Origin of the sequence: Alcaligenes parafaecalis, assembly GCF_026344135.1 — a bacterium.
In the GTDB taxonomy this organism is placed as follows: Bacteria; Pseudomonadota; Gammaproteobacteria; order Burkholderiales; family Burkholderiaceae_B; genus Alcaligenes; species Alcaligenes parafaecalis.
In genome coordinates, this window is the sequence record NZ_JAPKNA010000005.1 from 1 (window position 1) to 21,789 (window position 21,789).

Annotated in this window: 23 protein-coding genes; 15 read left to right on the top strand and 8 right to left on the bottom strand. The window is 55.3% G+C overall.

The features are described 5' to 3' along the window. The first annotated feature begins 1,026 nt into the window (after window positions 1-1,026). A complete protein-coding gene (locus OSH09_RS14860) occupies window positions 1,027-1,764 on the top strand; it encodes a uracil-DNA glycosylase (protein WP_266121578.1) in 738 nt (245 codons plus the stop codon). Between the two features lie 30 nt (window positions 1,765-1,794). Continuing rightward, entirely contained in the window at window positions 1,795-2,148 is a 354-nt protein-coding gene (locus OSH09_RS14865; protein WP_222669201.1) for a hypothetical protein, read from the top strand. Between the two features lie 337 nt (window positions 2,149-2,485). Here OSH09_RS14865 and lipA read toward each other — a convergent pair whose 3' ends face one another. Further along, window positions 2,486-3,490 carry a lipoyl synthase gene (gene lipA, locus OSH09_RS14870; protein WP_207872967.1) on the bottom strand — a complete coding sequence of 335 codons (1,005 nt, stop codon included), beginning with the start codon at window positions 3,488-3,490 and terminating at the stop codon, window positions 2,486-2,488. Window positions 3,491-3,689: 199 nt separating this feature from the next. Between lipA and OSH09_RS14875 the strand changes: the two genes are divergently transcribed. Beyond that, entirely contained in the window at window positions 3,690-4,481 is a 792-nt protein-coding gene (locus OSH09_RS14875) for an enoyl-CoA hydratase (RefSeq protein WP_222669203.1), read from the top strand. Window positions 4,482-4,565: 84 nt separating this feature from the next. Here the strand turns inward: OSH09_RS14875 and lipB are convergent, their stop codons facing one another. The 5 genes from lipB to OSH09_RS14900 all read right to left on the bottom strand — a co-directional run bounded on the left by lipB (window position 4,566) and on the right by OSH09_RS14900 (window position 8,416). Then, window positions 4,566-5,228, bottom strand: coding sequence for a lipoyl(octanoyl) transferase LipB (lipB, locus tag OSH09_RS14880; protein ID WP_266121425.1), 663 nt, complete (start codon window positions 5,226-5,228; stop codon window positions 4,566-4,568). A gap of 17 nt (window positions 5,229-5,245) precedes the next feature. Beyond that, the gene (locus tag OSH09_RS14885) at window positions 5,246-5,518 is read right to left on the bottom strand and encodes a DUF493 family protein (RefSeq protein WP_266121426.1); all 273 of its coding nucleotides are present in this window, start codon (window positions 5,516-5,518) and stop codon (window positions 5,246-5,248) included. After that, window positions 5,515-6,387, bottom strand: a complete 873-nt coding sequence (locus OSH09_RS14890; RefSeq protein WP_153228819.1) for a D-amino acid aminotransferase — start codon at window positions 6,385-6,387, stop codon at window positions 5,515-5,517. Before OSH09_RS14890 ends, OSH09_RS14885 begins: the two co-directional genes overlap by 4 nt. Window positions 6,388-6,410: 23 nt before the next feature. Beyond that, window positions 6,411-7,640 (bottom strand): D-alanyl-D-alanine carboxypeptidase family protein, encoded by a 1,230-nt coding sequence (locus tag OSH09_RS14895; protein ID WP_207872959.1) that lies wholly within the window; start codon window positions 7,638-7,640, stop codon window positions 6,411-6,413. A 125-nt stretch (window positions 7,641-7,765) separates the two neighbouring features. Continuing rightward, a complete protein-coding gene (locus OSH09_RS14900; protein WP_266121427.1) occupies window positions 7,766-8,416 on the bottom strand; it encodes an alpha/beta hydrolase in 651 nt (216 codons plus the stop codon). Between the two features lie 57 nt (window positions 8,417-8,473). Between OSH09_RS14900 and OSH09_RS14905 the strand changes: the two genes are divergently transcribed. The 5 genes from OSH09_RS14905 (at window position 8,474) to OSH09_RS14925 (ending at window position 11,850) form a co-directional block, all read left to right on the top strand. Then, complete coding sequence (locus tag OSH09_RS14905) at window positions 8,474-9,343, top strand: biotin--[acetyl-CoA-carboxylase] ligase (protein ID WP_266121428.1); 870 nt, start codon at window positions 8,474-8,476, stop codon at window positions 9,341-9,343. 38 nt (window positions 9,344-9,381) lie between these two features. Further along, window positions 9,382-10,218, top strand: coding sequence for a type III pantothenate kinase (locus OSH09_RS14910; RefSeq protein WP_266121429.1), 837 nt, complete (start codon window positions 9,382-9,384; stop codon window positions 10,216-10,218). Between the two features lie 142 nt (window positions 10,219-10,360). Further along, a complete protein-coding gene (locus OSH09_RS14915) occupies window positions 10,361-10,537 on the top strand; it encodes a hypothetical protein (protein ID WP_266121430.1) in 177 nt (58 codons plus the stop codon). A gap of 18 nt (window positions 10,538-10,555) precedes the next feature. Continuing rightward, window positions 10,556-11,386: a UTP--glucose-1-phosphate uridylyltransferase GalU gene (gene galU, locus OSH09_RS14920; RefSeq protein WP_266121431.1), complete on the top strand. Its 831-nt coding sequence runs from the start codon at window positions 10,556-10,558 to the stop codon at window positions 11,384-11,386. A 254-nt stretch (window positions 11,387-11,640) separates the two neighbouring features. Beyond that, window positions 11,641-11,850 carry a cold-shock protein gene (locus OSH09_RS14925; RefSeq protein ID WP_026483779.1) on the top strand — a complete coding sequence of 70 codons (210 nt, stop codon included), beginning with the start codon at window positions 11,641-11,643 and terminating at the stop codon, window positions 11,848-11,850. Window positions 11,851-11,997: 147 nt separating this feature from the next. On the opposite strand, the gene OSH09_RS14930 is transcribed toward OSH09_RS14925, so the two are convergent. After that, a complete protein-coding gene (locus OSH09_RS14930; protein ID WP_266121432.1) occupies window positions 11,998-13,332 on the bottom strand; it encodes a 3-deoxy-D-manno-octulosonic acid transferase in 1,335 nt (444 codons plus the stop codon). Between the two features lie 185 nt (window positions 13,333-13,517). Continuing rightward, window positions 13,518-14,519: a lipopolysaccharide heptosyltransferase I gene (gene waaC / locus OSH09_RS14935; protein WP_266121433.1), complete on the bottom strand. Its 1,002-nt coding sequence runs from the start codon at window positions 14,517-14,519 to the stop codon at window positions 13,518-13,520. A gap of 123 nt (window positions 14,520-14,642) precedes the next feature. On the opposite strand from waaC, the gene OSH09_RS14940 reads away from it, so the two are divergent. From OSH09_RS14940 to OSH09_RS14970, 7 genes are all read left to right on the top strand, one after another. Then, entirely contained in the window at window positions 14,643-15,542 is a 900-nt protein-coding gene (locus OSH09_RS14940) for a LysR family transcriptional regulator (RefSeq protein ID WP_222669210.1), read from the top strand. 98 nt (window positions 15,543-15,640) lie between these two features. Next, entirely contained in the window at window positions 15,641-16,444 is an 804-nt protein-coding gene (locus OSH09_RS14945; protein ID WP_222669211.1) for a putative hydro-lyase, read from the top strand. Window positions 16,445-16,561: 117 nt separating this feature from the next. Next, complete coding sequence (locus OSH09_RS14950; RefSeq protein ID WP_207872949.1) at window positions 16,562-17,608, top strand: TRAP transporter substrate-binding protein; 1,047 nt, start codon at window positions 16,562-16,564, stop codon at window positions 17,606-17,608. A 130-nt stretch (window positions 17,609-17,738) separates the two neighbouring features. After that, a complete protein-coding gene (locus tag OSH09_RS14955) occupies window positions 17,739-18,359 on the top strand; it encodes a TRAP transporter small permease subunit (RefSeq protein WP_266121434.1) in 621 nt (206 codons plus the stop codon). Continuing rightward, window positions 18,356-19,639, top strand: coding sequence for a TRAP transporter large permease (locus OSH09_RS14960; protein ID WP_266121435.1), 1,284 nt, complete (start codon window positions 18,356-18,358; stop codon window positions 19,637-19,639). Before OSH09_RS14955 ends, OSH09_RS14960 begins: the two co-directional genes overlap by 4 nt. Window positions 19,640-19,671: 32 nt before the next feature. Then, window positions 19,672-20,355: a DUF2848 domain-containing protein gene (locus tag OSH09_RS14965; protein ID WP_222669215.1), complete on the top strand. Its 684-nt coding sequence runs from the start codon at window positions 19,672-19,674 to the stop codon at window positions 20,353-20,355. Between the two features lie 42 nt (window positions 20,356-20,397). After that, window positions 20,398-21,753 (top strand): amidase, encoded by a 1,356-nt coding sequence (locus tag OSH09_RS14970; RefSeq protein ID WP_266121436.1) that lies wholly within the window; start codon window positions 20,398-20,400, stop codon window positions 21,751-21,753. Window positions 21,754-21,789 lie beyond the last annotated feature (36 nt).

Genomic DNA, 21,789 nt, shown 5'->3' on the forward strand with positions numbered 1-21,789 from the left:
AGAGAAACGAGATTATGAAGCAGATCAGGCAGTGTGTCAAGCGTTTTTTTGAAGAAGTTAGAAAGTTTTAAAACCGTCCAACTCGTCCCGCTTAACCAGAACTTTCGTTCCGTCCTACCTGGCGAACAATCAACCGTAAGGCTAACTATCCAACTTCACAAACAAGGGTAAATTTTCAAATCCGTTTCAACCTTCGAAACCGCTTAAAAACTTAACGTTGCGTTCTCTGGAGCAGAACCTAGAACTTTAACACAGAATTTTCTGATTTGTCAAGCTCCGGGTTTTACGCCGTGTCAGTTACCTGACTCAGTCATTCAAGCTTCGGTGCGGACCTCTTGGTCAAGGCGGTGAATCTTGGCTAACTGCTCTCTGCGGCGCCTCGGGAAAACCCTGTGTGTGCTGCAGCGAGAAAAGAACTATAGCACGATGATTTTCGACTTGGCAAGTTTTTTACCTGAATATTTCATGCAAAAGAGGAGGTTTACAGTGTATTTCCACTTAGATCATTGTTATATATAAGAAATCCTAAATGGAACTAAATGATACTGAAATGGCTATATCTCGTTCATAGCAGGAGGGACACCAGAACAGGCCTGTGAAACACCAGGATGCTCATCGCAGAACAGGTCGATTCCAGGCTTTTCCTCTCCAGCTCAGTATCGATTCTCTCGATTTGCACTGAGTTCCCCCTCCAAAGTGTTTTCGCAGACAGACAGACAAGATGAGAATGCAGTTGCGATCCCGGGGTAGGTTGAGCAAAGACCCGACTATCACCATGGATCGCCAATCTTGAACCTAGTCTGCAACACTCTATATATAGAGCCAGTCATCCCTCTATATATAGAGGCATGCCAAGCGCCCTACTTTTGACCGACAAACCTCTCTATATAGAGACCCCCCACCCAAGCAGATAGGTAGGCCACCTCTCCCCTATTACAATAGGCGGACAAATAACTCTGTATGCAGACTATGGCCCGCTCATCTTCTCAAGCCCCTGCGGCACAGCTCAGTCTGATTGGCGAAGAAATGCTCTCCGGCAATCTCCTGACCGAGAACATCCTGACTCAAGCTGCCCGCCTTCCCAACGACTGGCGCGCAACATTGGATCGCCCGGAGCTGCAAGACATATTGGCAACTCTGGCCAAATGGTTGGACAAGGAGTGCCAGGATGGCGCCTCTATTTACCCGGCCGCCCCTTTCCGCGCGCTGGAACTGCTGCCATTGCAGAAAGTCAGCGTAGTGATTCTGGGCCAAGATCCTTATCACGGCCCCAATCAAGCACAGGGCCTGTCATTTTCTGTGCCTGACACCTGCCCGGCTCCACCCAGTCTGCGCAATATCTTTAAAGAGCTGGAGCTGGAATATCCCGACACCGCTTTGCCAAGCAGCCATGATTTAAGCAACTGGGGCCGACAAGGTGTCTTGCTATTGAATACATCGCTAACAGTAGAAGACGGTTTACCTGCCTCTCACGCCAAGAAAGGCTGGGAACAGATTACTGACTCCCTGCTGATGAACCTGGCTCAGCAAAGTACGCAGCCTATTGTTTATATGTTGTGGGGTGCTCACGCCCAAGCCAAAGAGGCCTTGATCCAGCAGCACTCTCAGCACCCCTATCTGATTTTGAAGGCGAATCACCCTTCCCCCTTGGCTGCGCGCCGCCCCCCTGTGCCTTTTATTGGTTGCGGTCATTTCCAGCAAGCCAATGACTGGCTCAAAGAGCAGGGTGCCACCCCCATACAATGGTTTGCCACTGGCGCTTAACCATCCGTTCCCCTTACCTGATCCTGAACCATGCCTTTAAGCCCTGCCAATCCAGAATTAAGCTCTTCAGAACAACATGCTCTTTGGTCGAACGAACTGCTCGAACAATATAGCTGGCAATTTCAAGGGGAGACGCCGTTCGCCGTCCCCCTGGCCAGCCTTCCCTTGCTAGATGAACTGTTCAAGTTTGTTAATGAGACCATCAAGGACTCTTTTGACCGCTCTTTATTCTGCTGGACTGATCTCAAACAAGACAGCAAAGGCCTGACGGCCTGGTATCTGGGCGTCGAAGACTATGACGAAACCCTGGAACCTTATATAGAGAGCTTGTCGACCCGCGCCCTGACACTGGGCGATGCAGTGGAGCCTCCAGCTTCTAGCTGAAAAGCGATCACGCACATATTCGGGACAAGTTAAAGGGCCGGTTACGGCCCTTTAACTTGTCCCGCTACTCGACATGCTCTCATCACAGCAAATAGAGATGGGTAGATAGCCCAACAGGCAAAAACTACCAACCCACTCGCCTCACTCCACCTCAGCTCCACGCTGCGCCGGATTGAATCGAAGGACAGCGACAAGATAGCCTAGAGAGGCTGATATGCCTGGTCGACTACACAAGACGTAACCCAACAAGCCTCTATATAAGAGCAGACATAAAAAAAACCCGGCCAAGCGACCGGGCTTTTCAGATGAAAGCGGAGAGTTATCCCCCCTTCTCTCTTTATGGTTGCACACCTGCTGCATGCGCTTGCTGATCAGCGTGATAGGACGAACGCACCATGGCACCAACGGCCGCATGGGTAAAGCCCATTGCATAGGCTTCGCGTTCAAACATCAGGAACTCGTCAGGCGTCACGTAACGCATCACAGGCAAGTGGTGCCCGGATGGTTGCAGATACTGGCCGATGGTCAGCATATCAATATCGTGAGCACGCATATCGCGCATCACTTCCAGAATCTCTTCGTTGGTTTCGCCCAGACCAACCATCAAACCGGATTTAGTTGGAATGTTTGGATGCAGCTTCTTGAACTCTTGCAGCAACTTCAAGGAGTGATGGTAATCAGAACCAGGGCGAGCCTGTTTGTACAAACGTGGCACCGTCTCCAGGTTGTGGTTCATCACATCAGGAGGGCAGGCATTCAGGATACCCAAGGCACGATCCAGACGGGCGCGGAAGTCCGGCACCAGCACTTCAATGGTCGTGGTAGGCGAATGCTCACGCACCTGACGGATACATTCAACAAAATGGGCGGCACCGCCATCGCGCAAGTCGTCACGGTCTACGGAGGTAATCACCACGTAGGACAGCTTCATGGCGCCTATCGCCTTGGCCAGGTTGGCTGGCTCGTTTTCGTCCAGAGGGTCAGGACGGCCATGGCCTACGTCACAGAAAGGGCAACGACGTGTGCACTTATCACCCATGATCATGAAGGTGGCTGTGCCCTTGCCAAAGCACTCCCCGATATTGGGACAGGACGCTTCTTCGCACACCGAGAACAATTTGTGCTCGCGCAGAGTTTCCTTGATCTCGTAGAACCGGGAGTTTGGTGCTGCCGCCTTCACCCGAATCCACTCAGGCTTTTTCAAACGCTCTGCCTGCACGACCTTGATTGGAATGCGCGAGGTCTTGGCCTCGGCCTTCTGCTTTTGCGTTGCGTCGTAGTCGACAACGCGAGGGCGAACAGTAGGTTTGGAATCGACGGACGTATCTGTAGGGGTGGTCATAGGCGTCTAAATAGAAAAACAGCGTGCGGGCAACATCACTGAACGATGGGCGCAGTGGCCAATTGTAGCCCCTTCGCTTTACAAGCGCCTAGAACAAGGGCGATAGTTTGTGCCAGACCCCTCTAATATAGAGGTCGACCTAACGATGCAGCAACACCCGAAAATAAAACCTGCACATACTATAAGTACGGAGACTTGCATGTCACAAGAACACCTGGCCGATCCCGTCCTGCTGGAACAGCATCAAGGACTGGCCCGCATCACCTTGAACCAGCCCGCAAAGTACAACGCCCTGTCTGAGGAAGTGTTGGATTCTTTACAACACATTCTGGACAAGCTGGCCCATGACCCAAGCCTGCAGTGCGTCATTATTCAGGCAGAAGGCAAAGCCTTTTGTGCCGGGCACGATCTGAAACAGATGCGCTCCAAGCCCGAGCACGACTACTACCGGGATTTGTTCAGCCGCTGCAGTCGCGTCATGCAAGGTGTGCTGGCATTGCCGGTGCCCGTGATCGCTCGAGTACAAGGACTGGCCACCGCTGCTGGCTGTCAGTTGGTCGCTACCTGCGATATGGCTGTGGCCACGGAATCCGCTCGCTTTGCAGTCTCCGGCATTAATGTCGGCCTGTTCTGCTCTACCCCGGCCGTTGCCCTGTCACGCTGCGTACCGCCCAAGGCCGCCATGGAAATGCTGATGACTGGTGAGTTCATCAGTGCCCAGCGGGCGCAGGAGCTAGGACTGATTAATTACGCAGTCCCTGAAGACCAACTGGATCAAACTGTCCAGAAGTTGGCCGACAGTGTTTTGGCCAAGAGCCCGGTCGCGGTGCGTGCTGGCAAAGCCATGTTTTACCGCCAACGCAGCCTGGCTCTTGAACAGGCCTACGACTATGCAGGCCAAGTCATGGCAGACAATATGATGAGCAATGACGCCTGCGAAGGCATTGATGCCTTCATTCAAAAACGCGCGCCGCAATGGATTGGTACCTGAAACAGCGCACTGTCCTGGTCAATAGCGATATTTGAGACTGAGCATCGCGTTACGCGGTGCCCAGTAAATCCCCAGACCAGCCACTCAAACGCTGACAAGCTGGCTACGTTGGGCCAGTGCTCGACTTAAATACGTGCATAGATACTGCGCGGCTTCGTCCATAGACACGTTAATGCCTTGCGAGCGCATGTCCGTCGTTTGCAGACCTTCATAGCCACAGGGATTGATGCCGTTAAAAGGGCTCAAATCCATGCTGATGTTCAACGCCAGGCCATGATAAGAACGGCCATTACGAATTTTTATTCCCAAGGCGGAAATCTTGGCCAGTTCCTGGTTTGCCGCCTCTTGCGGCACGTATACACCGGGTGCCCCCGGTTTGCAGCACGCGCCCTCGACACCAAAATGCGTCAGGCAACTGATGACCGCGTCTTCCAGGAGACGAACATATTCTTTGACGTAGAGGCCTACCCGGCGCAGATCAAACAGGCAGTACACCATTAACTGCCCAGGGCCGTGATAGGTGATTTGCCCGCCTCGGTCGGTTTGCACCACAGGGATGCCACCGGGGTTAAGCAAATGCTCCGGCTTGCCAGCCTGTCCCTGGGTATAGACAGGTGTGTGTTCGACAAGCCAGATTTCATCAGGGGTCTCTGACCCGCGCTGCTCGGTAAACTCGCGCATTGCTTGCCAGAGAGGTTCATAGGCGCTAGGCCGCTCAAACCACTTGATACGAACTGAGTCGGACATGAACGCCTGATCCCTGCTTACATCACCACGCGCACAAGATGATGCGCATGCAGGGCACGGTACAAATTATCCAGTTGCTCGCGCGAAACGGCGCGAACGGTGAATGTCAGGCCCATGTAGTTGCCTGCCTTGCTGGGACGTACTTCAATCGTAGCGGCATCAAAGTCAGGGTCGTGTTCCAGCACAATGGCCAGCAATTCGTCCTGCAAGGCGTCGTGGGTTTGCCCCATCACCTTGATAGGAAAGTCACTGGGGTACTCGATCAACGATTCTTCAGGGGAAATAGTCATGCTTGCTCCGCAGCCTTGATGGCCTTGTCATAGCCTTCACGTAATTTCGCAAAGACAGGGCCGGGTCGTCCGTCACCGACGGGCTGACCGTTAAATACAACGATGGGCAGCACCTCTTTGGTGGCTGACGTCATCATAATTTCGTCGGCAGTGTCGACCTCTTCACGAGAGATCTGACGCGCCTGAAAAGCTATGCCCGCCTGGGCGGCCAGCTCTTCCATCAAACTGTAGCGAATCCCTTCCAGGATCAAATTGTTACGCATGGGTGCCAGCAAGGTGCCGTCGCGCACAATCCAGATATTGCAGGAGGCCCCTTCGGTCAGAAAACCGTCTCTAAACTGAATGACCTCGTCCACACCGGCTTCAACCGCCTGCTGCTTGGCCAACACATTGCCCAGCAAAGAAACGGATTTTATATCGCAACGCAGCCAGCGCTCATCTTCAATGGCCACCGCCTTCAAGCCCGTCTCGCGTTCTTGCTGCACACGCTTGAAGGGCGAGACCATGATGAAGATACTGGGCGCCACATTGCTGGGGAAGGCATGTTCGCGCTTGGCAACACCACGGGTCACCTGAATGTAGACCATGCAATCAGCACCACGCCCCGAACGGGCCAGCATATCCAGCACCAGCTTTTCCCATTCACGACGCGTAAAGGGATTGGTGATGCCTACTTTTGCCAGACTGCGCTCCAAACGCCCCAGGTGTCCGTCAATACGAAACGGTTTACCGTGATAAGCAGGCACGACATCGTAGATGCCGTCGCCAAAGATGAAGCCGCGATCCAGTACCGAGATCTTGGCTTCGCCCAAGCGTACGAAATCGCCGTTCAAATAAACAATACTGTCGGGATCAATGCCTGCAATCATAGGTTCAGCCTCGCACCAAGGGATTACTCAAACATCAAGCGCACTTTGTCGGCCATGCGACCAAAAAAGCCTGCCTCGGGCACGTCCTGCAGCACCAGCAATGGCTGCTCGGCCAGGACTTTGCCATCCAGGGACAAAGTCAGTGTACCGACCTTGTCACCCTTGCTCAACGGAGCCAGCAAAGGCTGGGTGTAGTTGGCAACGGGCTTGATCTCCGAAGACTTGCCGCGAGGAACCGTCAGCCACAAGGCACCTTCCGTACCCAGGCCTACGTTCTCGACCTCACCTTCCCAAACACGGGCGGTGACAGCAGGATTACTGGCGTCGTACAGCTTGACCGTCTCAAAGTTCTGGAAGCTCCAGTTCAGAAGCTTCAGGCTGTTTTCTGTACGGGCAGCATCGTTCGCGGTACCCACAACCACCGACACTACACGACGGCCGTCGCGCAAGGCGGTCGACACCAGGCAGTAACCTGCCGATTGAGTGTGGCCGGTTTTCAGGCCATCAACCGTGTTGTCCAGCCACAGCAGGCGGTTACGGTTGGGCTGCTTGATATTGTTGTAGGTGTACTCTTTTTGGCTGTAGTAGTGCAGATACTGGGGAAAGCGGGCAACCAGCGCCGCGGACAACACACCCAGATCGCGGACCGAGGTCAGATGATCAGGATCAGGCAGGCCGGTGGAGTTCTTGAAATGCGTGGCCGTCAGACCCAGCTTGGCCGCTTCTTCGTTCATCAAGGCGGCAAACGCACCTTCGCTACCCGCAACGGCTTCAGCCAGAGCGACAGAAGCATCGTTACCCGACTGCACGATCACGCCTTGCAGCAGATCATTCACGGGCACTTGCGAGTTGACCTTCACAAACATGCGCGAACCTTCGGTGCGCCATGCCTTGTCCGAAATCACAACGGTTTGGTCCAGCTTCAGACGACCGGATTCCAGTGCATCAAAGACCAGATAGGCCGTCATCAGCTTGGTCAGGGAGGCAGGCTCAACCCGCTCGTTCAAGCCTTCTGCCGCGATGATCTGGCCACTATTAACGTCCATGGACAACCAGGCACGGGCCGTCAGGCCAGGTGCGGGCACCACGGACAAATCACCCGGCAAGGCAGGCGTCTGAGCGCCAAGCACTTGGGCCGATTCTGTCGGGGCAGGGGTTTGAGTTTGTGCCTGAGCCACCATAGGCAGCGCCAAGGCAAGTGCCACCACACAACGGGAGAGGACCGGAGATGCAAATTTTTGAATAGAAGTCATGGGAAAAATCGATTGCTTTGACAGTGGCGGAAAGAACCCATTATGGCAGAGCCATCTGGGCCTGTGAGGGGCAAGGCCCCTGAGTCTGAGCGGGAAAACGCAACGATTTGAAAGCAAAACCCGGCTTAGGTTCCAAGCCCGGCCAAATGACGGCTAACCAGCTCGCGCAACTGAATCAGCTTGCCATGAAAAAAGTGACCCGCATCGGGCAGAACCACCATGGGCAACTGATGTTGGCGTGCAAAATCCATGCCTTCCGGCAAGGGAACGACATCGTCTGTTTCACCGTGCACTAATAAGGTATCAGCAGGCGGGCTGACATCGCGGAATCGGAAACGATTGACCGCGGTGCCAGTCAGGATGAAAGCGCTGGGCAAGCTTGCCTGGGCTTCTTGCAGACTGGCATACACTTGAGCAGCAACCGCAGTGCCAAATGAAAAACCGGCCAACATGGATGGGCCGGAGTTCCACTGCGGGAAATGCGATGGGAATTGCTCGATCAAGGCCAGCATATCGGCAGTTTCGCCGCGGCTGCTGTCGAATTCACCGGCGGATTTTCCGACACCACGGAAATCCGGACGTACGGCCAGCAAACCATGTTGAGTGGCGCTGCGCGACAAGGTTGTCACGACTTTGTTATTACGTGCCCCGCCATGCAGGGGATGGGGGTGCAGCAACAAGGCCCAACCCTTGGGCTCGCCTGCTGGCCAGTCCAGAGCACAGTCAATAACACCGGCCTGGCCGGAAAATTGGATTGTATCTACGCGTTCAGACATGCTCAGATCAAATATCACATAAGATTACGTTTAACTCATCCAGTGTACCGGATTGTCATGAATACCTCTTCTGCATTCACTTTACCCAGCCCTCGCGATATGGTCGCCGAGTTGCGCACGCGCTTGCCGCATTTCCCTCAGATCCGCTGGGTAGACTCCACCGAATCGACGAACGCGGATCTGCTTGCCCTGGCTCGCCAGGAGGCTGGTCCGCGTGTGCGTCCCTGGTTATTGGGTGCACATTTGCAAAGCCGTGGCCGTGGGCGTGCCGGACGCACCTGGGAAAACAGTATCGGTGCCAATCTGATGTTTTCCTGTGCTTTCGATATTTTTTTGCCGACGCGGCAATTGCCTACGCTCTCGCCGCTCTCTGGCCTGGCAACAACTGAAGCGCTACGCCAGTTACTGGAACCGGCGGTGCGCAATCGTCTGGCCATGAAATGGCCGAATGACGTGCTGTGGGATCAGGCCAAGCTGTCCGGCATTCTGGTGGAAGCGACCCGAGCCAGCGCAGCGCCCAGTTCCAGCGACCATCACGTTGTCATTATTGGTATAGGGCTGAATCTGCGCGAAGCTGCCATCATCAGCCAGAACACCCAGCGCGCGATTGCTGACTGGAGCAGCATTGCTGAGCACTCGCAGCAAGCCTCCTTGGTGCGGTGTGCCGATATTGTGGCCAAGGTTGCCCAAAGTCTGTATTTGAGCCTGAACCATGTCACGGCCCACGGCTTTGCCGATCTGCCCACACGGTACGCACAGGTGGACGCACTGATTGGTCAGCAGGTTCATATCATCGACAATGGTCAGGTCCTGCACACAGGCATCGTGACCGGCATTAATACCTCGGGGCAGCTACTGTTACGTCACCCTGATGGTTCCGAACGTGCGGTAACCGTGGGCGAAGTTTCCGTTCGCGCCCAACGCTGATCGCTATACTGGCTCCTTTTTAGCGCTGACAACCCGGCATGACCTTGCTTATCGACTCTGGCAACACCCGTATCAAATTAGGGTGGTGTCATCCTTTAACCGGCGCGCGCGAAAGCCAGCCGGTTAGCTTGCACGCGGATCAATTGGATCAATTGGCCGTTTGGCTGGAAGCGGGCCAGGCCCCGCTACAGGAGTTTGCCTGTCAAAAAGGCATGCAAGCGCTAGGCGTCAACGTGGCAGGCCCACAGGTTCAAGCACAAATTGATGCGGCAGTCAGTCGCTTGGGCCTGGGCCCCGTGCGCTGGCTGCAAGCCCAGGAGCAGGTTTTTGGGCTGCACAATGATTATGAGCAAGCCAGCCAATTGGGCGCAGATCGCTGGGCTTCTTTATTAGGTCTGAGCGACTTGTTGGCTCATGAATATCCTGCACAGCAAGGCGCGTTGCTGATCAGCTTTGGCACGGCGACAACGATTGACCTGCTGGGCCCCGCACAAGATGGAATACGCCACTTTTTGGGTGGATCTATTCTGCCCGGACCCAGTCTGATGCTGGCGTCCCTGAAGCAAAACACGGCGCAGCTTCCTGAGGCCCACGGTCAGACAGCGGCTTTCCCTCGAAATACTCAAGCCGCTATTAGCACAGGAGTAGCAGCCGCTCAGGCAGGGGCTGTATTACGACAGTGGGAAAAAGGCCGCCAACACCTGGGGCACAGTCCATTGATCTTTGTGGCAGGTGGCGGTCGTGCACTGGCGCAGCAAGAACTGTTAGAACAATTAAGTAGCCATTGTCGCCTGCTAACTATAGAAGTCCCGGAACTCCGCGAACTGGAAACTCCCGCGCTGCGAGGACTGGCACTGTTTGCGCCCAAGCCTTGATCGAACGCACTCACTGTTAAAACAGGTTCGTACACGGCATAGCCCAAGTGACCCATCGATACGATTGGCATTAAAACGGATGAACTTAAACCCGCCTGCCCGTACAATCTCGGGTTGAACTGTATTTTTCAGGGCATCGACGATGCGACTGCTTTTCATACTGATCCTGGTGGCTAACGTAGCCCTGCTGGCCTTTGGACAAGGCTTTTTTGGTACGCCCCCCAGCGAGCAAGGTCGTGAACCCCGGCAGTTTTCGCAACGCAATCAGGATGCCATTCAACTTGGCGCACCCAGTCACCCCACCCCTTCCGCACCCTGAGCCACGATTGACGACATTATGAAACCCATACGCAAAGCTGTTTTCCCCGTCGCCGGTCTAGGCACGCGCTTTCTGCCTGCCACGAAAGCCATGCCTAAGGAAATGTTGCCTATTGTCGACAAACCGCTGATTCAATATGCCGTCGAAGAAGCCATCGCGGCGGGTGTCACTGAATTGATCTTTATTACTGGTCGCAACAAACGGGCGATTGAGGATCACTTCGATAGTCTGCCCGAACTGGAACACGAGCTGGAAGGTAAAAACAAGCTGGAGCTCCTGGATGCCGTCCAGAACATCATCCCCAGCCATGTGTGCTGTATCTACACTCGCCAGCCACGCGCGCTGGGCCTGGGTCATGCTGTGCTATGCGCAGCCCCTATCGTAGGCAACGAACCTTTCCTCGTGCTGCTGGCCGACGACCTGATCGACGCTACGACACCTGTCTCCAGACAACTGGTTGAGGCAGCGCATCAATACAACGGTAGTATTGTCGCGACACAAAATGTAAATAGAAATGAAACAAATAAATATGGAATTGTGTCGGGTAATTTAGTCGATTCCAAAGCGACTCGGCTTAATGGAATTATTGAAAAACCAGAACCCGAAGTAGCTCCTTCTACACAAGCCGTTGTAGGCCGTTATGTATTGGAACCGGAAATCTTTGATCACTTGCGACGCACTCAAGCAGGGGTCGGTGGCGAGATTCAATTAACGGATGGAATTGCCAGTCTTTTGGAAAGTCGTGCGGTATATGCATATGAATATGAAGGCACACGTTACGACTGTGGTAGCAAGGCCGGATTCTTTCATGCTACGCTTGAATTTGGTCGTAAATACCACGGACTTTAACGAGGGGCGCAGAGGGGTCCGTACGGGAAACAAGCTTAGTTGTAATTGTTGATCAAACACTGCCTGAAAACCACGCAGAGGGTCGATTTAGCTTGACTTACAGGTTAAATACCCCCTACGATTGGCGGTGCAGGATTTCAAGTTCGTCGAAGTTTGTTCAATACGGTATTGTTTCTAATACTCATTGCCCTGATTTTTACATCTTGACAATCTTTTTTGAGCAGATTGCTCGTCATTTTTAGGGAATGCAGGAAATGCAAACAGAAACCGGTATCGTGAAATGGTTCAATAACGAAAAAGGCTACGGCTTTATCTCCCCCGACAACGGTGGCAAAGATCTTTTCGTTCACCATTCCGACATCTTGGGCACGGGCTTTAAATCCTTGGAAGAAAACCAACGCGTTTCGTACGTGTCGGCTGAAGGCCAAAAGGGTCCACAAGCTAAGAGCATCCAAAAACTGTAAATCGATTTCGATCAGTTTTTAGATCTCAAAAAAGCCCGCTTATGCGGGCTTTTTTATTTAACTTGATTCAAATCAAGACAAGCTGTCTACAACACGCCACAAATATCAAAACGCGTAAAAACCAAATACTTATTAACTAATAAGAATCTACGTATTTGAATCGCGAATTTGCGCCAGTCCAGAAAGAACACGTTGCACCGCGCCCTCATGCATCTGGACCCAATGCAAACCCGCATCGGCCATCTTGTGATGCCGGGCCGGATCATCCACCAGCTCCACTGCCTGCTGTAGTGCCAAGGCCGGCGTACTAGCGCGTATGGCGGCCCCTGCCTGCATGGCATCTTGCATCGCCTGGGCGAAATTATGAGTATGCGGGCCCACAATAACGGGCACACCAACAGCACAAGCCTCGATAAAGTTCTGTCCGCCCAAAGGCTGGAAGCTGCCCGCCACGATCGCTACCCGCGCCATGCCGTAATACCAGTGCATTTCACCAATGGTATCGCCTAGCAGGACATCCACTTCACGGCACGCCTGAATGGCACTGGTACTGGTATCGCCCTGCTCCAGCAGCTCACTACGTCGCACCGAACGCAATCCGAGCTGGTTCAAATAATCAGCAGCTTCGTCAAACCGCTCTGGGTGTCGTGGAATCAAGACGAACAGTACCGGGCTATGCAACTCGCTACCATGTTCACGTTCGCGACGCAGGTAATGGGCGATGGCATCCGTGAAGTCAGCGTGTTCGGTCTCGCGCGTACTGGCGATCACAACCACGCGCCGTCCCAGTGCACTGGCAAAGCCTCGGCCACGCTCAATCTTGTCTTGCGGCAACACCACATCAAACTTCAAATTGCCGGACACTCGCACACCCTGCGCGCCAGCCAACTCCAAACGCTGGGCATCAGCCAGGCTTTGGGCGTAAATCAGCTTGAAAGAGCGATAGGCTCTGCGCATCACCGAACCGGCTTTCAGACTGGTACGCAGGGCATTTTCGGAAAATCGGGCACTGGCCAGCATCATGGGGACGCCTTGACGCTGCGCAGTGGCCAGCAAGTTGGGCCACACTTCACGTTCGATCAGCACGCCAGCACAAGGACGGTAATGGGCAAAAAAACGCCGTACCGAGCCTGGAAAGTCGTAAGGCAGCCATTGCTGCAACAATTGACCACTGGCAATCTCGGCCGCAAACGCATTCGCACCTTCGGTACGACCCGTCACTGTCATATGCGTCAGCAAGACCGTCTCGCCCTGATCCAGCAAGGCACGAATCAAAGGCTGGGCAGCCCGCGTTTCACCGAGACTAACCGCATGAACCCACACCGGTGCTTTTTCAGGGGCTGGCAGGGCACCATAAAAGCCAAAACGGGGGCCCGACAGTACCTGCCACTCACCACCTGCTCGACGGGCACGCAAACCCATCCAAGCCATCAAGGCTGGAGCCAGAATGCGAATAGAGGCGGTATAAAAAAATCGGTTCACCCGCGAAGCCTCGGTACGAAATCAACAGCAGCTAAGCCAGGCTTAGCGATGTCGGGAAGAAAGACAGAAGATGCGGTGGAGCAGAAAAAAGGCCTGCGCCCAAGCGGGGCCGCAGGCCCCTTAGCACCGCGTATTGTAAGCACAAAGCCTGCTCACAAAAAAACGAATTGACCGTGACAGTCAAACTAGCTTTTTTGTGACGCTAGCGAGACCCCTTCAGGCGCTGTTGTCCGACCCAGCGCCTGATCGATGGCACAGAGTACGGTTTCAGCCGAAGGAGGATGCCCGCGTTCGCCCAGACTGGCTGTATAGGCCGAGCCTTCCAAGGGAGTACGCACAGGCGTGGATGCTTTATAGATACCGATAGTGGGACGACCCAAACCGGCCGACAAGTGCGTCAAACCACTGTCCAGCCCCACCATGACTTGCGCACCGGCCAATTGCAAGGCGATAGGCGTCAAATCCATCCTGGGCATTACCTGAGCCTGAGCACGGCCTGCAATCAATGCCTCGGCTCGCTCTGACTCGGCGGGGCTGCCTGCCAGCAATCGCAATGCCATCCCTTCACCCTGCAAACGATCAAACACCTGTTGCCAGTTCTCCGGCTCCCAGAGCTTATCGTCCCGGCTGGCCGAGGGCATGATGATGGCGTAAGGATCCTCATCCTTGGGCGCTTGCGCCGCCAGACCCTGCAAACCAAAGTCCGGTGCACCGTCAAACTGATAACCAAAGGCCGAGGCTGCCAGGCTGCGCTGACGAAACACGGCAGGCTGCCAGAAGCCGACACGATGGCGCACATCATAAAAAAGCGAGGCCAATGGCTCACGCGCGGACTTCCAGTCCAGACCATGACGACGACCTTTGGTCTGCCGCACCAGCCAGATGGATTTCATCAGGGCCTGCATATCCAGAACCACATCGTATTGACGCGATTGCAACTGCTCACGCAGTACGGCCCTTTCCTGACGCGTCTGCGCAGACCACCATTGTTTGCGCCAGCGCCGGTGTGCGACCGGGATCACTTCATTTACGGCTGGATGCCAGCCAGGAATCTGGGCAAAGCTCTCTTCTACGAGCCAATCAATCTGTGCACCGGGCACATGGCGTGCAATGTCCGAGATCGCTGGCAGCATATGCACCAGATCTCCCAATGAGGACGTACGCACAATCAATATCTTGCAAGTCATGGGCGAATTATAGTGGTGGCCGCGTCCAATCAAACAAAGATGCCGAAAAATATCCGTCTGCTCTCGCTCTGCGCCTCAAGAGCCATCAGGCATAATAAGACTGCCTATTTTCTGGACCGGAACATGATTGATCTCAAACAGATCGAAGCCTTTGTATGGGTTGCCGAGCTTGGCGGTTTCCGGGCGGCTGCCGAAAAACTCAACACAACCCAACCGTCTATCTCTCAGCGCATCGCTGGGCTGGAATCCAGCCTGGAGCTGCGCTTGTTTGATCGGGGCGCCCGGGGCATCAAACTGACCGACAAAGGTCAGGAGCTCCTGTCGCACGCCCAGCGCATGCTGGACTTGCGCACCGAGATGCTGCGCGCAGCCAAAGAGCAGAATGCCATTCGCGGACTGCTGCGTTTGGGCGTGGCTGAAACCATCGTGCAAACCTGGTTGCATGAACTGATCGACAAGCTGCATCAAGAATACCCGGCCTTGGTGATCGAGATCCATGTCGACACCACCAGCGTGCTGCGTCAGCAACTGGCCAGCTTCCAGATTGATATGGCCATGATTGTGGGCGTAGGCCAAGACCCTAAAGAACAGTGCATTCGACTTTGCGCTTATCAGTTAGGCTGGGTCGCCAGCCCGGACTTGAAGCTGCATGGGCGAAAAGTCAGCGTTTCAGAACTAGGGGTTTACCCTGTAATCACCTACCCTTCCGGTAGCGTTCCTTACCTGGCCACACGCGAAGCCCTGCTGCGTGCTGGCGTCAAATCCCCACGTATTTTTGGCAGTGCATCGCTAAGCACTATCGTGCAAATGACACGTCATGCCATGGGTCCCAGCGTGCTGGCTCCCGAGGTCATAAAAGACGAGCTTTCCGAGGGAAAACTGCGTCTTTTGAAAGTGGATCAGCCTTTGCCTGCCATCGAATTTTTTGCCTGTTGGATGGACTCGCCGGACAGCCATATTGCCCGAGTCGTTGCCAATCACGCGCAAGAAATCGCGCAACAATACGTGCAGTCCGATAAGTAATCCTTATGGCCTAGGATTCAAACATACGATTGGACACACATTATCTGATCGGTTGCAATCCGAGGCTGTGATCAACCCCCTTTGTGCGAGTGGTCATCATGAACCTGCAAACCCTGCCTGTGCTGGCGCCCGAGGCTGAAAAATGCCGCGAGCTGATTCGTCAAGAAACCCATACTGGTCCTACCGCAGGACTGGCCGCAGGCTATGTGCAGGCCAACCTGATGATTCTGCCTAAAGACTGGGCCGATGAGTTCTTGCTGTTTTGTCAGCGCAACCCCAAACCCTGCCCTTTATTGGCAGTGACGGAACCCGGCCAGTTTCAGGTTCCCACCCTGGGTGGCTCGATTGATCTGCGCACGGACTTCCCTCGTTACCGTGTCTGGCAGAACGGCGAGCTCAGCACTGAGCCTCTGAACATTGAAGATGTCTGGCGCGATGATCTGGTGTCCTTTCTGATTGGCTGCTCCTTCTCGTTTGAAGAAGCGCTGCTGGCCGACGGAATTGATGTGCGCCATATCAGTGCAGGTGTGAATGTGCCCATGTATCGCAGTTCGATCCAGACCCAGGGCACGCAGCGTTTGGCTGGCCCTCTGGTGGTATCGATGCGCCCCATGCGTGCCGCTGATGCCATCCGTGCGATTCAGATCACCTCGCGCTTTCCGTCCGTGCACGGTGCCCCGGTTCATATCGGCGACCCGTCCCTGATCGGAATCAGCGATCTGCAACACCCCGACTATGGCGATGCAGTGCCAGTCGGCCCCGACGAATTACCCGTTTTCTGGGCTTGCGGCGTTACCCCTCAAGCCGTCGCCGCCCAGGCCAAGCCGCAGTTTTGTATCACGCATGCCCCTGGCCATATGTTGATTACGGACCTGCCCAACACACGGCTGGCCGCGCTGTAAGCAAGTTTTGACCGGCACAAAAAACCGGTCACCCCTTTGGTTTCAATATGCAGCTCCCTGCCAACCAGAGAGCGCACTCTATCAACCATACCGCTGGACCGCTATTAGGAGCACCTTATGAAAAAAATCGTACTGACCTCCCTGGCTTTAGGCTCCCTGGCCCTGGGCTCTGCCACGATGGCCCAGGAACTGCCCAAGACTTCCCTGAAAGTTGTCGGTGGCTTGAGCAACCTGACTGCCTACCAGAACACAGAGCAGCCCTTCTGGGCCAAGAAAGTGCCTGAGCTGTCCGGTGGCCAGATCACCGCTGATATCAAGGGCTTTAACGACATGGGCCTGAAAGGTCCTGAAATCATGCGCTTGATCGGTCAAGGCGTGATTCCTTTTGGTACAGCAACGCTGGCCTACTTCGCCAGCGACAACTCCATTAACGAAGCCATCGACCTGGCTGGCCTGGCTCCCGATATCGAAGTGGCCAAGAAGCTGACCGAAGCCTTCACCCCTGCTTACGAGCAGTTCTACGCCAAGAACAACGTCAAGGTACTGGGTTTCTCCACCTACCCTGCCCAGGTTCTGTTTTGCAACGGCAACTTCAACGGCCTGAGCGATCTGAAAGGCAAGAAAGTGCGTACCAGCAGCCGTACACAGGCTGAATTCGTTCAGGCTCTGGGCGGCAACAGCGTAACCATCCCATTTGGTGAAGTGGTTCCTGCACTGCAAAACGGTGTGGTCGATTGCGCCATCACCGGCTCCATGTCCGGCTACTCGGCCAAGTGGTACGAAGTGAGCTCCAGCCTGTACGAAATGCCAATCAACTGGAATCAGCAAATTCACGCTGCCAACCTGGGCAACTGGAACAAGCTTGATCCTAAGGTCCAAGAGTTCCTGGCCAGCAACATCAAGACCATGACCGAAGACATCTGGGCCGCTGCTGCTAAAGAAACGCAGGAAGGTTACGACTGCAACACCGGCGCTGACGCTTGCACCCAGCCTCTGAAAGGCAAGATGACTCTGGTCAAGCCTACCGACGCTGACCGTGAGCTGCTGAAGAAAGTCATGAGCGAAACCGTGGTGCCCAAGTGGGCCGAGCGTAGCTCCGCTGACACCGTGGCTGCCTTTAACGCCAGCCTGAGCCCGATCCTGGGTTTTGAAGCCAAGAAGTAATCTGACTTAATGTCACTGCCAACCGACGCTACCCCTCGCGTTGGTTGGCGGCCCAGCACCTGGGCCCACCCTGTCTCCAGGGCCTACTGTCCATTTATATGTTCCCTGAACCCTATACGGGTTAGACGCCATGGAAAATACCGAAAAATTCGCCATGCTTAACCGCCTGCTGGCTGGTGCTACCAATCTGTCGCGCTACGCAATCTGGTTTGCTGGCAGCCTGACCTTGCTCAGCGCTCTCTATATCACGGCCGATGTGCTGTTTCGCAAATTCACCGGACGCTCGCTAGGCGGCTCCGATGAATTGTCTGGCTATGCCTTTGCCATCAGCATCTCCTGGGCCTTGTCCTTTGCCACCTTGCAACGCGCCAATATCCGTATCGATGCCATCTACCAGCATCTGCCCGTGCGCCTTGCCGCACTGCTGGACTGGATTGCCCTGGTCGCCCTGTCGGTCTTTATTGTGTATCTAACCTTGTATGCCACCAGCGTGGCAGATATCTCCTGGGTTAACCAATCCACCGCCAACACGGCGATGGGCACACCCTTGTGGATTCCCCAGTTTCTGTGGGTAGCTGGTCTGATCTGGCTGTGTATTGTCCTGGCCCTGATGCTGTTGCGCTCCAGTCTGGCTCTGATTACGGGCGACCTGGCAGGGATTCAGTCCCTGTGCGGTATCCGTAGCACCCAGGAAGAAGCCTCTGAAGAAGCCGAGGCTGGCAAACGCATGGTGCAAGGAGACGCCAAATGATTACCACCGCACTGACTCTCTTGCTCGTTCTGATCGGACTGAGCATTCCCGTGGGCGCTGCCCTGGGTGTTTTGGGCCTGATTCTGGACCCACTGTATTCCATGCTGCCCCTGACCGGCGCATTGGGTGAAATTTCCTGGGGCACCAGCAACGAATTCCTGCTGGTCGCTATCCCTCTGTTCATCATGCTGGGCGAGATTCTGCTGCGCTCCGGTATGGCTGAACGCATGTACAACGCCATGAGCCTGTGGCTGTCCTGGCTGCCTGGTGGCCTGATGCACGCCAATATCGGTGCCAGCGCCCTGTTTGCTGCCACCTCCGGCTCCAGCGTCGCCACCGCCGCTACCGTGGGTACTGTGGCCCTGCCTCAGATCAAGAAGCAAGGCTATAACGAGCCTCTGTTCCTGGGTAGTCTGGCCGCTGGCGGCACCTTGGGCATTCTGATTCCGCCATCGATCAACCTGGTGATCTACGGCGTGCTGACCAATACCTCCGTGCCCAAGCTGTATCTGGCGGGCATCATCCCCGGTCTGGGCATGGCCTTGCTGTTCATGCTGGCCATCGCGGCCGCCTGCATGGTCAAACCCAAATGGGGCGGCGCCAAGATCCGTGCCTCCTGGGGCCAGCGTTTTGCCAGCCTCGTGCATCTGGTTCCTCCTCTGGGCATCTTCCTGCTGGTCGTGGGTTCGATTTACGCCGGTGTTGCCACCCCAACCGAAGCCGCTGCATTGGGTGTCGTGGGTGCGTTGATCCTGGCCGCTTTCTCGGGTCGCATGAGCTGGAACATGATCAAAGAAGTGCTGGAAGGCACCATGAAAGCCACCGCCATGATCATGCTGATCGTGATCGGTTCCGCTTTCCTGAACTTTGTGATGGCCGCTACCGGCCTGACCAATGCGCTGACCGATGCCATTACTGGCCTGGGTGTCTCGCCCATGGTCATGCTGCTGATCATCGTGGTGTTCTATCTGGTGCTGGGCTGCTTCATGGAAACCCTGTCCATGATGATCACCACCATCCCTATCGTGGCTCCCATCATGATTGCCCTGGGCTTTGACCCGGTCTGGCTGGGTATCGCCATCATTATTCTGGTGGAAGTGGCCCTGATCACTCCGCCTGTTGGTCTGAACCTGTTTGTGGTTCAAAGCCTGCGCAAGAACGGCAGCATGAACGACGTCATGATCGGCAGCCTGCCTTTTGTGATCATGCTGCTGGCAATGGTAGGCCTGTTGGCTATCTTCCCGGATCTGGCTTTGTGGTTGCCACGCCTTTTCGGTTAATCCAATCTGTCTTTGAGTAAACGAGTACTGCTATGCGTTTGACTTTTGAATTGGCTCAGGCCACCCATACTGAAATCATCGAAGCTGATTTGCAGCACTGCATCGTGGCTGGCTGGGCTGGCCGCGATCTGGCTGCCATCGAGCACCACATTGAAGAACTGGCCGAGCTGGGCGTACCGCGTCCAAGCTCGGTGCCTTTGTACTACCGCATCGCCGCCAACCAGATGATCCAGGATGCAGACATCCAGGTCGTTGGTGCAGGTTCCTCCGGCGAAACCGAAGTGTTTGTGTTCAACCACCAGGGTCGCCTGCTGGTCAGCCTGGCCTCGGACCACACCGATCGCGTTCTGGAAGCACACAGCGTGGCCCTGTCCAAGCAGATCTGCGCCAAGCCTGTTGCTCGCGAAGCCTGGTTGTTCAGCGACGTGGCCGAGTACTGGGACGAGCTGATCATCCGCGCCTACATTCAGGAAAACGGCAAAGAAGTTCTGTATCAAGACGGTCCTTTGTCCACCCTGAAGAACCCGCTGGAACTGATCGAAGGCTACTTCCAGTCCGCCACCATGCCTGAAGGCTTCGGCATGACCTGCGGCACCGTGGGTGCCATCGGTGGCATTCGCCCAGCCGCCCAGTTCACCATGGAGTTGTATGACCCCCGCCGCGAACGCAGCATCCGTCATACCTACGTGGCTGAAGTCCTGCCTGAAGTAGCCTAAACTGGCTCCGCCCGCCCCACCCATTTAATTTGTGAGTGACCCATGCTAGCGACTATTACCGAACTGCAACGTGCTCTTGATCGTGGCGAAACCACCTCGGTCGAACTGACCCAGCAAGCTCTGGATCGTATCCAGGACGAAAGCCGTGACGGCGCTGCCGCCTTCATCGAGGTGTTTGCTGAACAGGCTCTGGCTGCGGCCAAGGCCTCCGACATTTTGCGCGCAGCCGGTTTGAGCCGCTCGCTGGTGGAAGGTCTGCCCATGTCGGTCAAGAACCTGCATGACATCGCAGGCTATGTCACTTTGGGTGGGTCGGCGGTATTGAAAGATGCTGAACCAGCCGAGCAGCACGCCACGATTGTGGAGCGTCTGCTGCGCGCCGGAGCCATCCTGATTGGCTCCACCAACATGACCGAATTTGCCTTTTCCGGTCTGGGTATCAATCCCCATTACGGCACACCGCGCTCTGTCTGGGATCGCGACAACGCCCGGATCCCCGGCGGTTCGTCCTCCGGTGCCGGGGTCGCTGTAGCCCAGGGCATGTCGGTTTTCTCCATCGGTACTGATACAGGTGGCTCCATCCGTATCCCTTCGGCCTTTAACGGCCTGACCGGCTTCAAACCCACTGCGGAGCGCGTCCCCAGCGAAGGCACCATGCCTTTGTCGCGCAGCCTGGACTCCAATGGCCCTCTGGCTGCCTCGGTAGAATGCTGCGCCATTGTTGATTCCATCCTGACCGACCAGCCTTACGTACCCGTGGCAACCCCTGCCCTGGATACCCTGCGTCTGGCCGTGCCTAAAACCTTTGTCTTTGATGGCATCGATGAGACCGTACGTGCGGCCTTTGACCGTGCCATCGCACTGCTGCGCGAACAAGGCGCGGTAGTCGAAGAGATCAATCTGCCCGAATTTGACCAACTGCCACAGATCAACCGCAAAGGCGGCTTTGTCTGCGCCGAAGCCTGGTCCGTGCACCGCGACACCCTTCAAAGCAAGGGCGACGAATACGATCCACGCGTGGCCTCCCGCATTCTGCGCGGTAAGGACATCGACTGCGCCGACTACATCGAGCTGCAAGACACACGCCAGGCTTGGATCAGCGCCGTGGAAAGCCGTCTGGAACGCTACGACGCCGTACTGATGCCTACCGTGCCTGTGGTCGCTCCTCGCATTGCCGATCTGAAGGCATCGGACGAGGTCTACTTCGCCACCAACGGCCTGGTGTTGCGTAACCCTACCCTGATCAACTTCCTGGACGGCTGCGCCCTGTCGCTGCCTTGCCATGCGGCTGATGAAGCCCCTGTGGGCCTGATGGTAGCGGCGCCTGCCTACCACGACGAACACCTCTTGGCAGTAGGTTCAGCAATCGAACGGGTATTGCCCCTGCACAAACGCTAATCCGGTAAGATTTACGTTCGATACAGGACGGCCATC

Bases quoted from the DNA above. Each gene is read 5' to 3' on its own strand.
- OSH09_RS14945 (WP_222669211.1), top strand. From the start codon at position 15,641: ATGAACCTGCAAACCCTGCCTGTGCTGGCGCCCGAGGCTGAAAAATGC.
- OSH09_RS14970 (WP_266121436.1), top strand. From the start codon at position 20,398: ATGCTAGCGACTATTACCGAACTGCAACGTGCTCTTGATCGTGGCGAA.
- OSH09_RS14915 (WP_266121430.1), top strand. From the start codon at position 10,361: ATGCGACTGCTTTTCATACTGATCCTGGTGGCTAACGTAGCCCTGCTG.
- OSH09_RS14860 (WP_266121578.1), top strand. From the start codon at position 1,027: ATGCTCTCCGGCAATCTCCTGACCGAGAACATCCTGACTCAAGCTGCC.
- OSH09_RS14940 (WP_222669210.1), top strand. From the start codon at position 14,643: ATGATTGATCTCAAACAGATCGAAGCCTTTGTATGGGTTGCCGAGCTT.
- OSH09_RS14965 (WP_222669215.1), top strand. From the start codon at position 19,672: ATGCGTTTGACTTTTGAATTGGCTCAGGCCACCCATACTGAAATCATC.
- OSH09_RS14885 (WP_266121426.1), bottom strand. From the start codon at position 5,518: ATGACTATTTCCCCTGAAGAATCGTTGATCGAGTACCCCAGTGACTTT.
- OSH09_RS14910 (WP_266121429.1), top strand. From the start codon at position 9,382: ATGACCTTGCTTATCGACTCTGGCAACACCCGTATCAAATTAGGGTGG.
- OSH09_RS14895 (WP_207872959.1), bottom strand. From the start codon at position 7,640: ATGACTTCTATTCAAAAATTTGCATCTCCGGTCCTCTCCCGTTGTGTG.
- lipA (WP_207872967.1), bottom strand. From the start codon at position 3,490: ATGACCACCCCTACAGATACGTCCGTCGATTCCAAACCTACTGTTCGC.
- waaC (WP_266121433.1), bottom strand. From the start codon at position 14,519: ATGACTTGCAAGATATTGATTGTGCGTACGTCCTCATTGGGAGATCTG.
- OSH09_RS14905 (WP_266121428.1), top strand. From the start codon at position 8,474: ATGAATACCTCTTCTGCATTCACTTTACCCAGCCCTCGCGATATGGTC.
- OSH09_RS14950 (WP_207872949.1), top strand. From the start codon at position 16,562: ATGAAAAAAATCGTACTGACCTCCCTGGCTTTAGGCTCCCTGGCCCTG.
- OSH09_RS14890 (WP_153228819.1), bottom strand. From the start codon at position 6,387: ATGATTGCAGGCATTGATCCCGACAGTATTGTTTATTTGAACGGCGAT.
- OSH09_RS14900 (WP_266121427.1), bottom strand. From the start codon at position 8,416: ATGTCTGAACGCGTAGATACAATCCAATTTTCCGGCCAGGCCGGTGTT.
- OSH09_RS14925 (WP_026483779.1), top strand. From the start codon at position 11,641: ATGCAAACAGAAACCGGTATCGTGAAATGGTTCAATAACGAAAAAGGC.
- OSH09_RS14865 (WP_222669201.1), top strand. From the start codon at position 1,795: ATGCCTTTAAGCCCTGCCAATCCAGAATTAAGCTCTTCAGAACAACAT.
- OSH09_RS14960 (WP_266121435.1), top strand. From the start codon at position 18,356: ATGATTACCACCGCACTGACTCTCTTGCTCGTTCTGATCGGACTGAGC.
- lipB (WP_266121425.1), bottom strand. From the start codon at position 5,228: ATGTCCGACTCAGTTCGTATCAAGTGGTTTGAGCGGCCTAGCGCCTAT.
- OSH09_RS14875 (WP_222669203.1), top strand. From the start codon at position 3,690: ATGTCACAAGAACACCTGGCCGATCCCGTCCTGCTGGAACAGCATCAA.
- OSH09_RS14955 (WP_266121434.1), top strand. From the start codon at position 17,739: ATGGAAAATACCGAAAAATTCGCCATGCTTAACCGCCTGCTGGCTGGT.
- galU (WP_266121431.1), top strand. From the start codon at position 10,556: ATGAAACCCATACGCAAAGCTGTTTTCCCCGTCGCCGGTCTAGGCACG.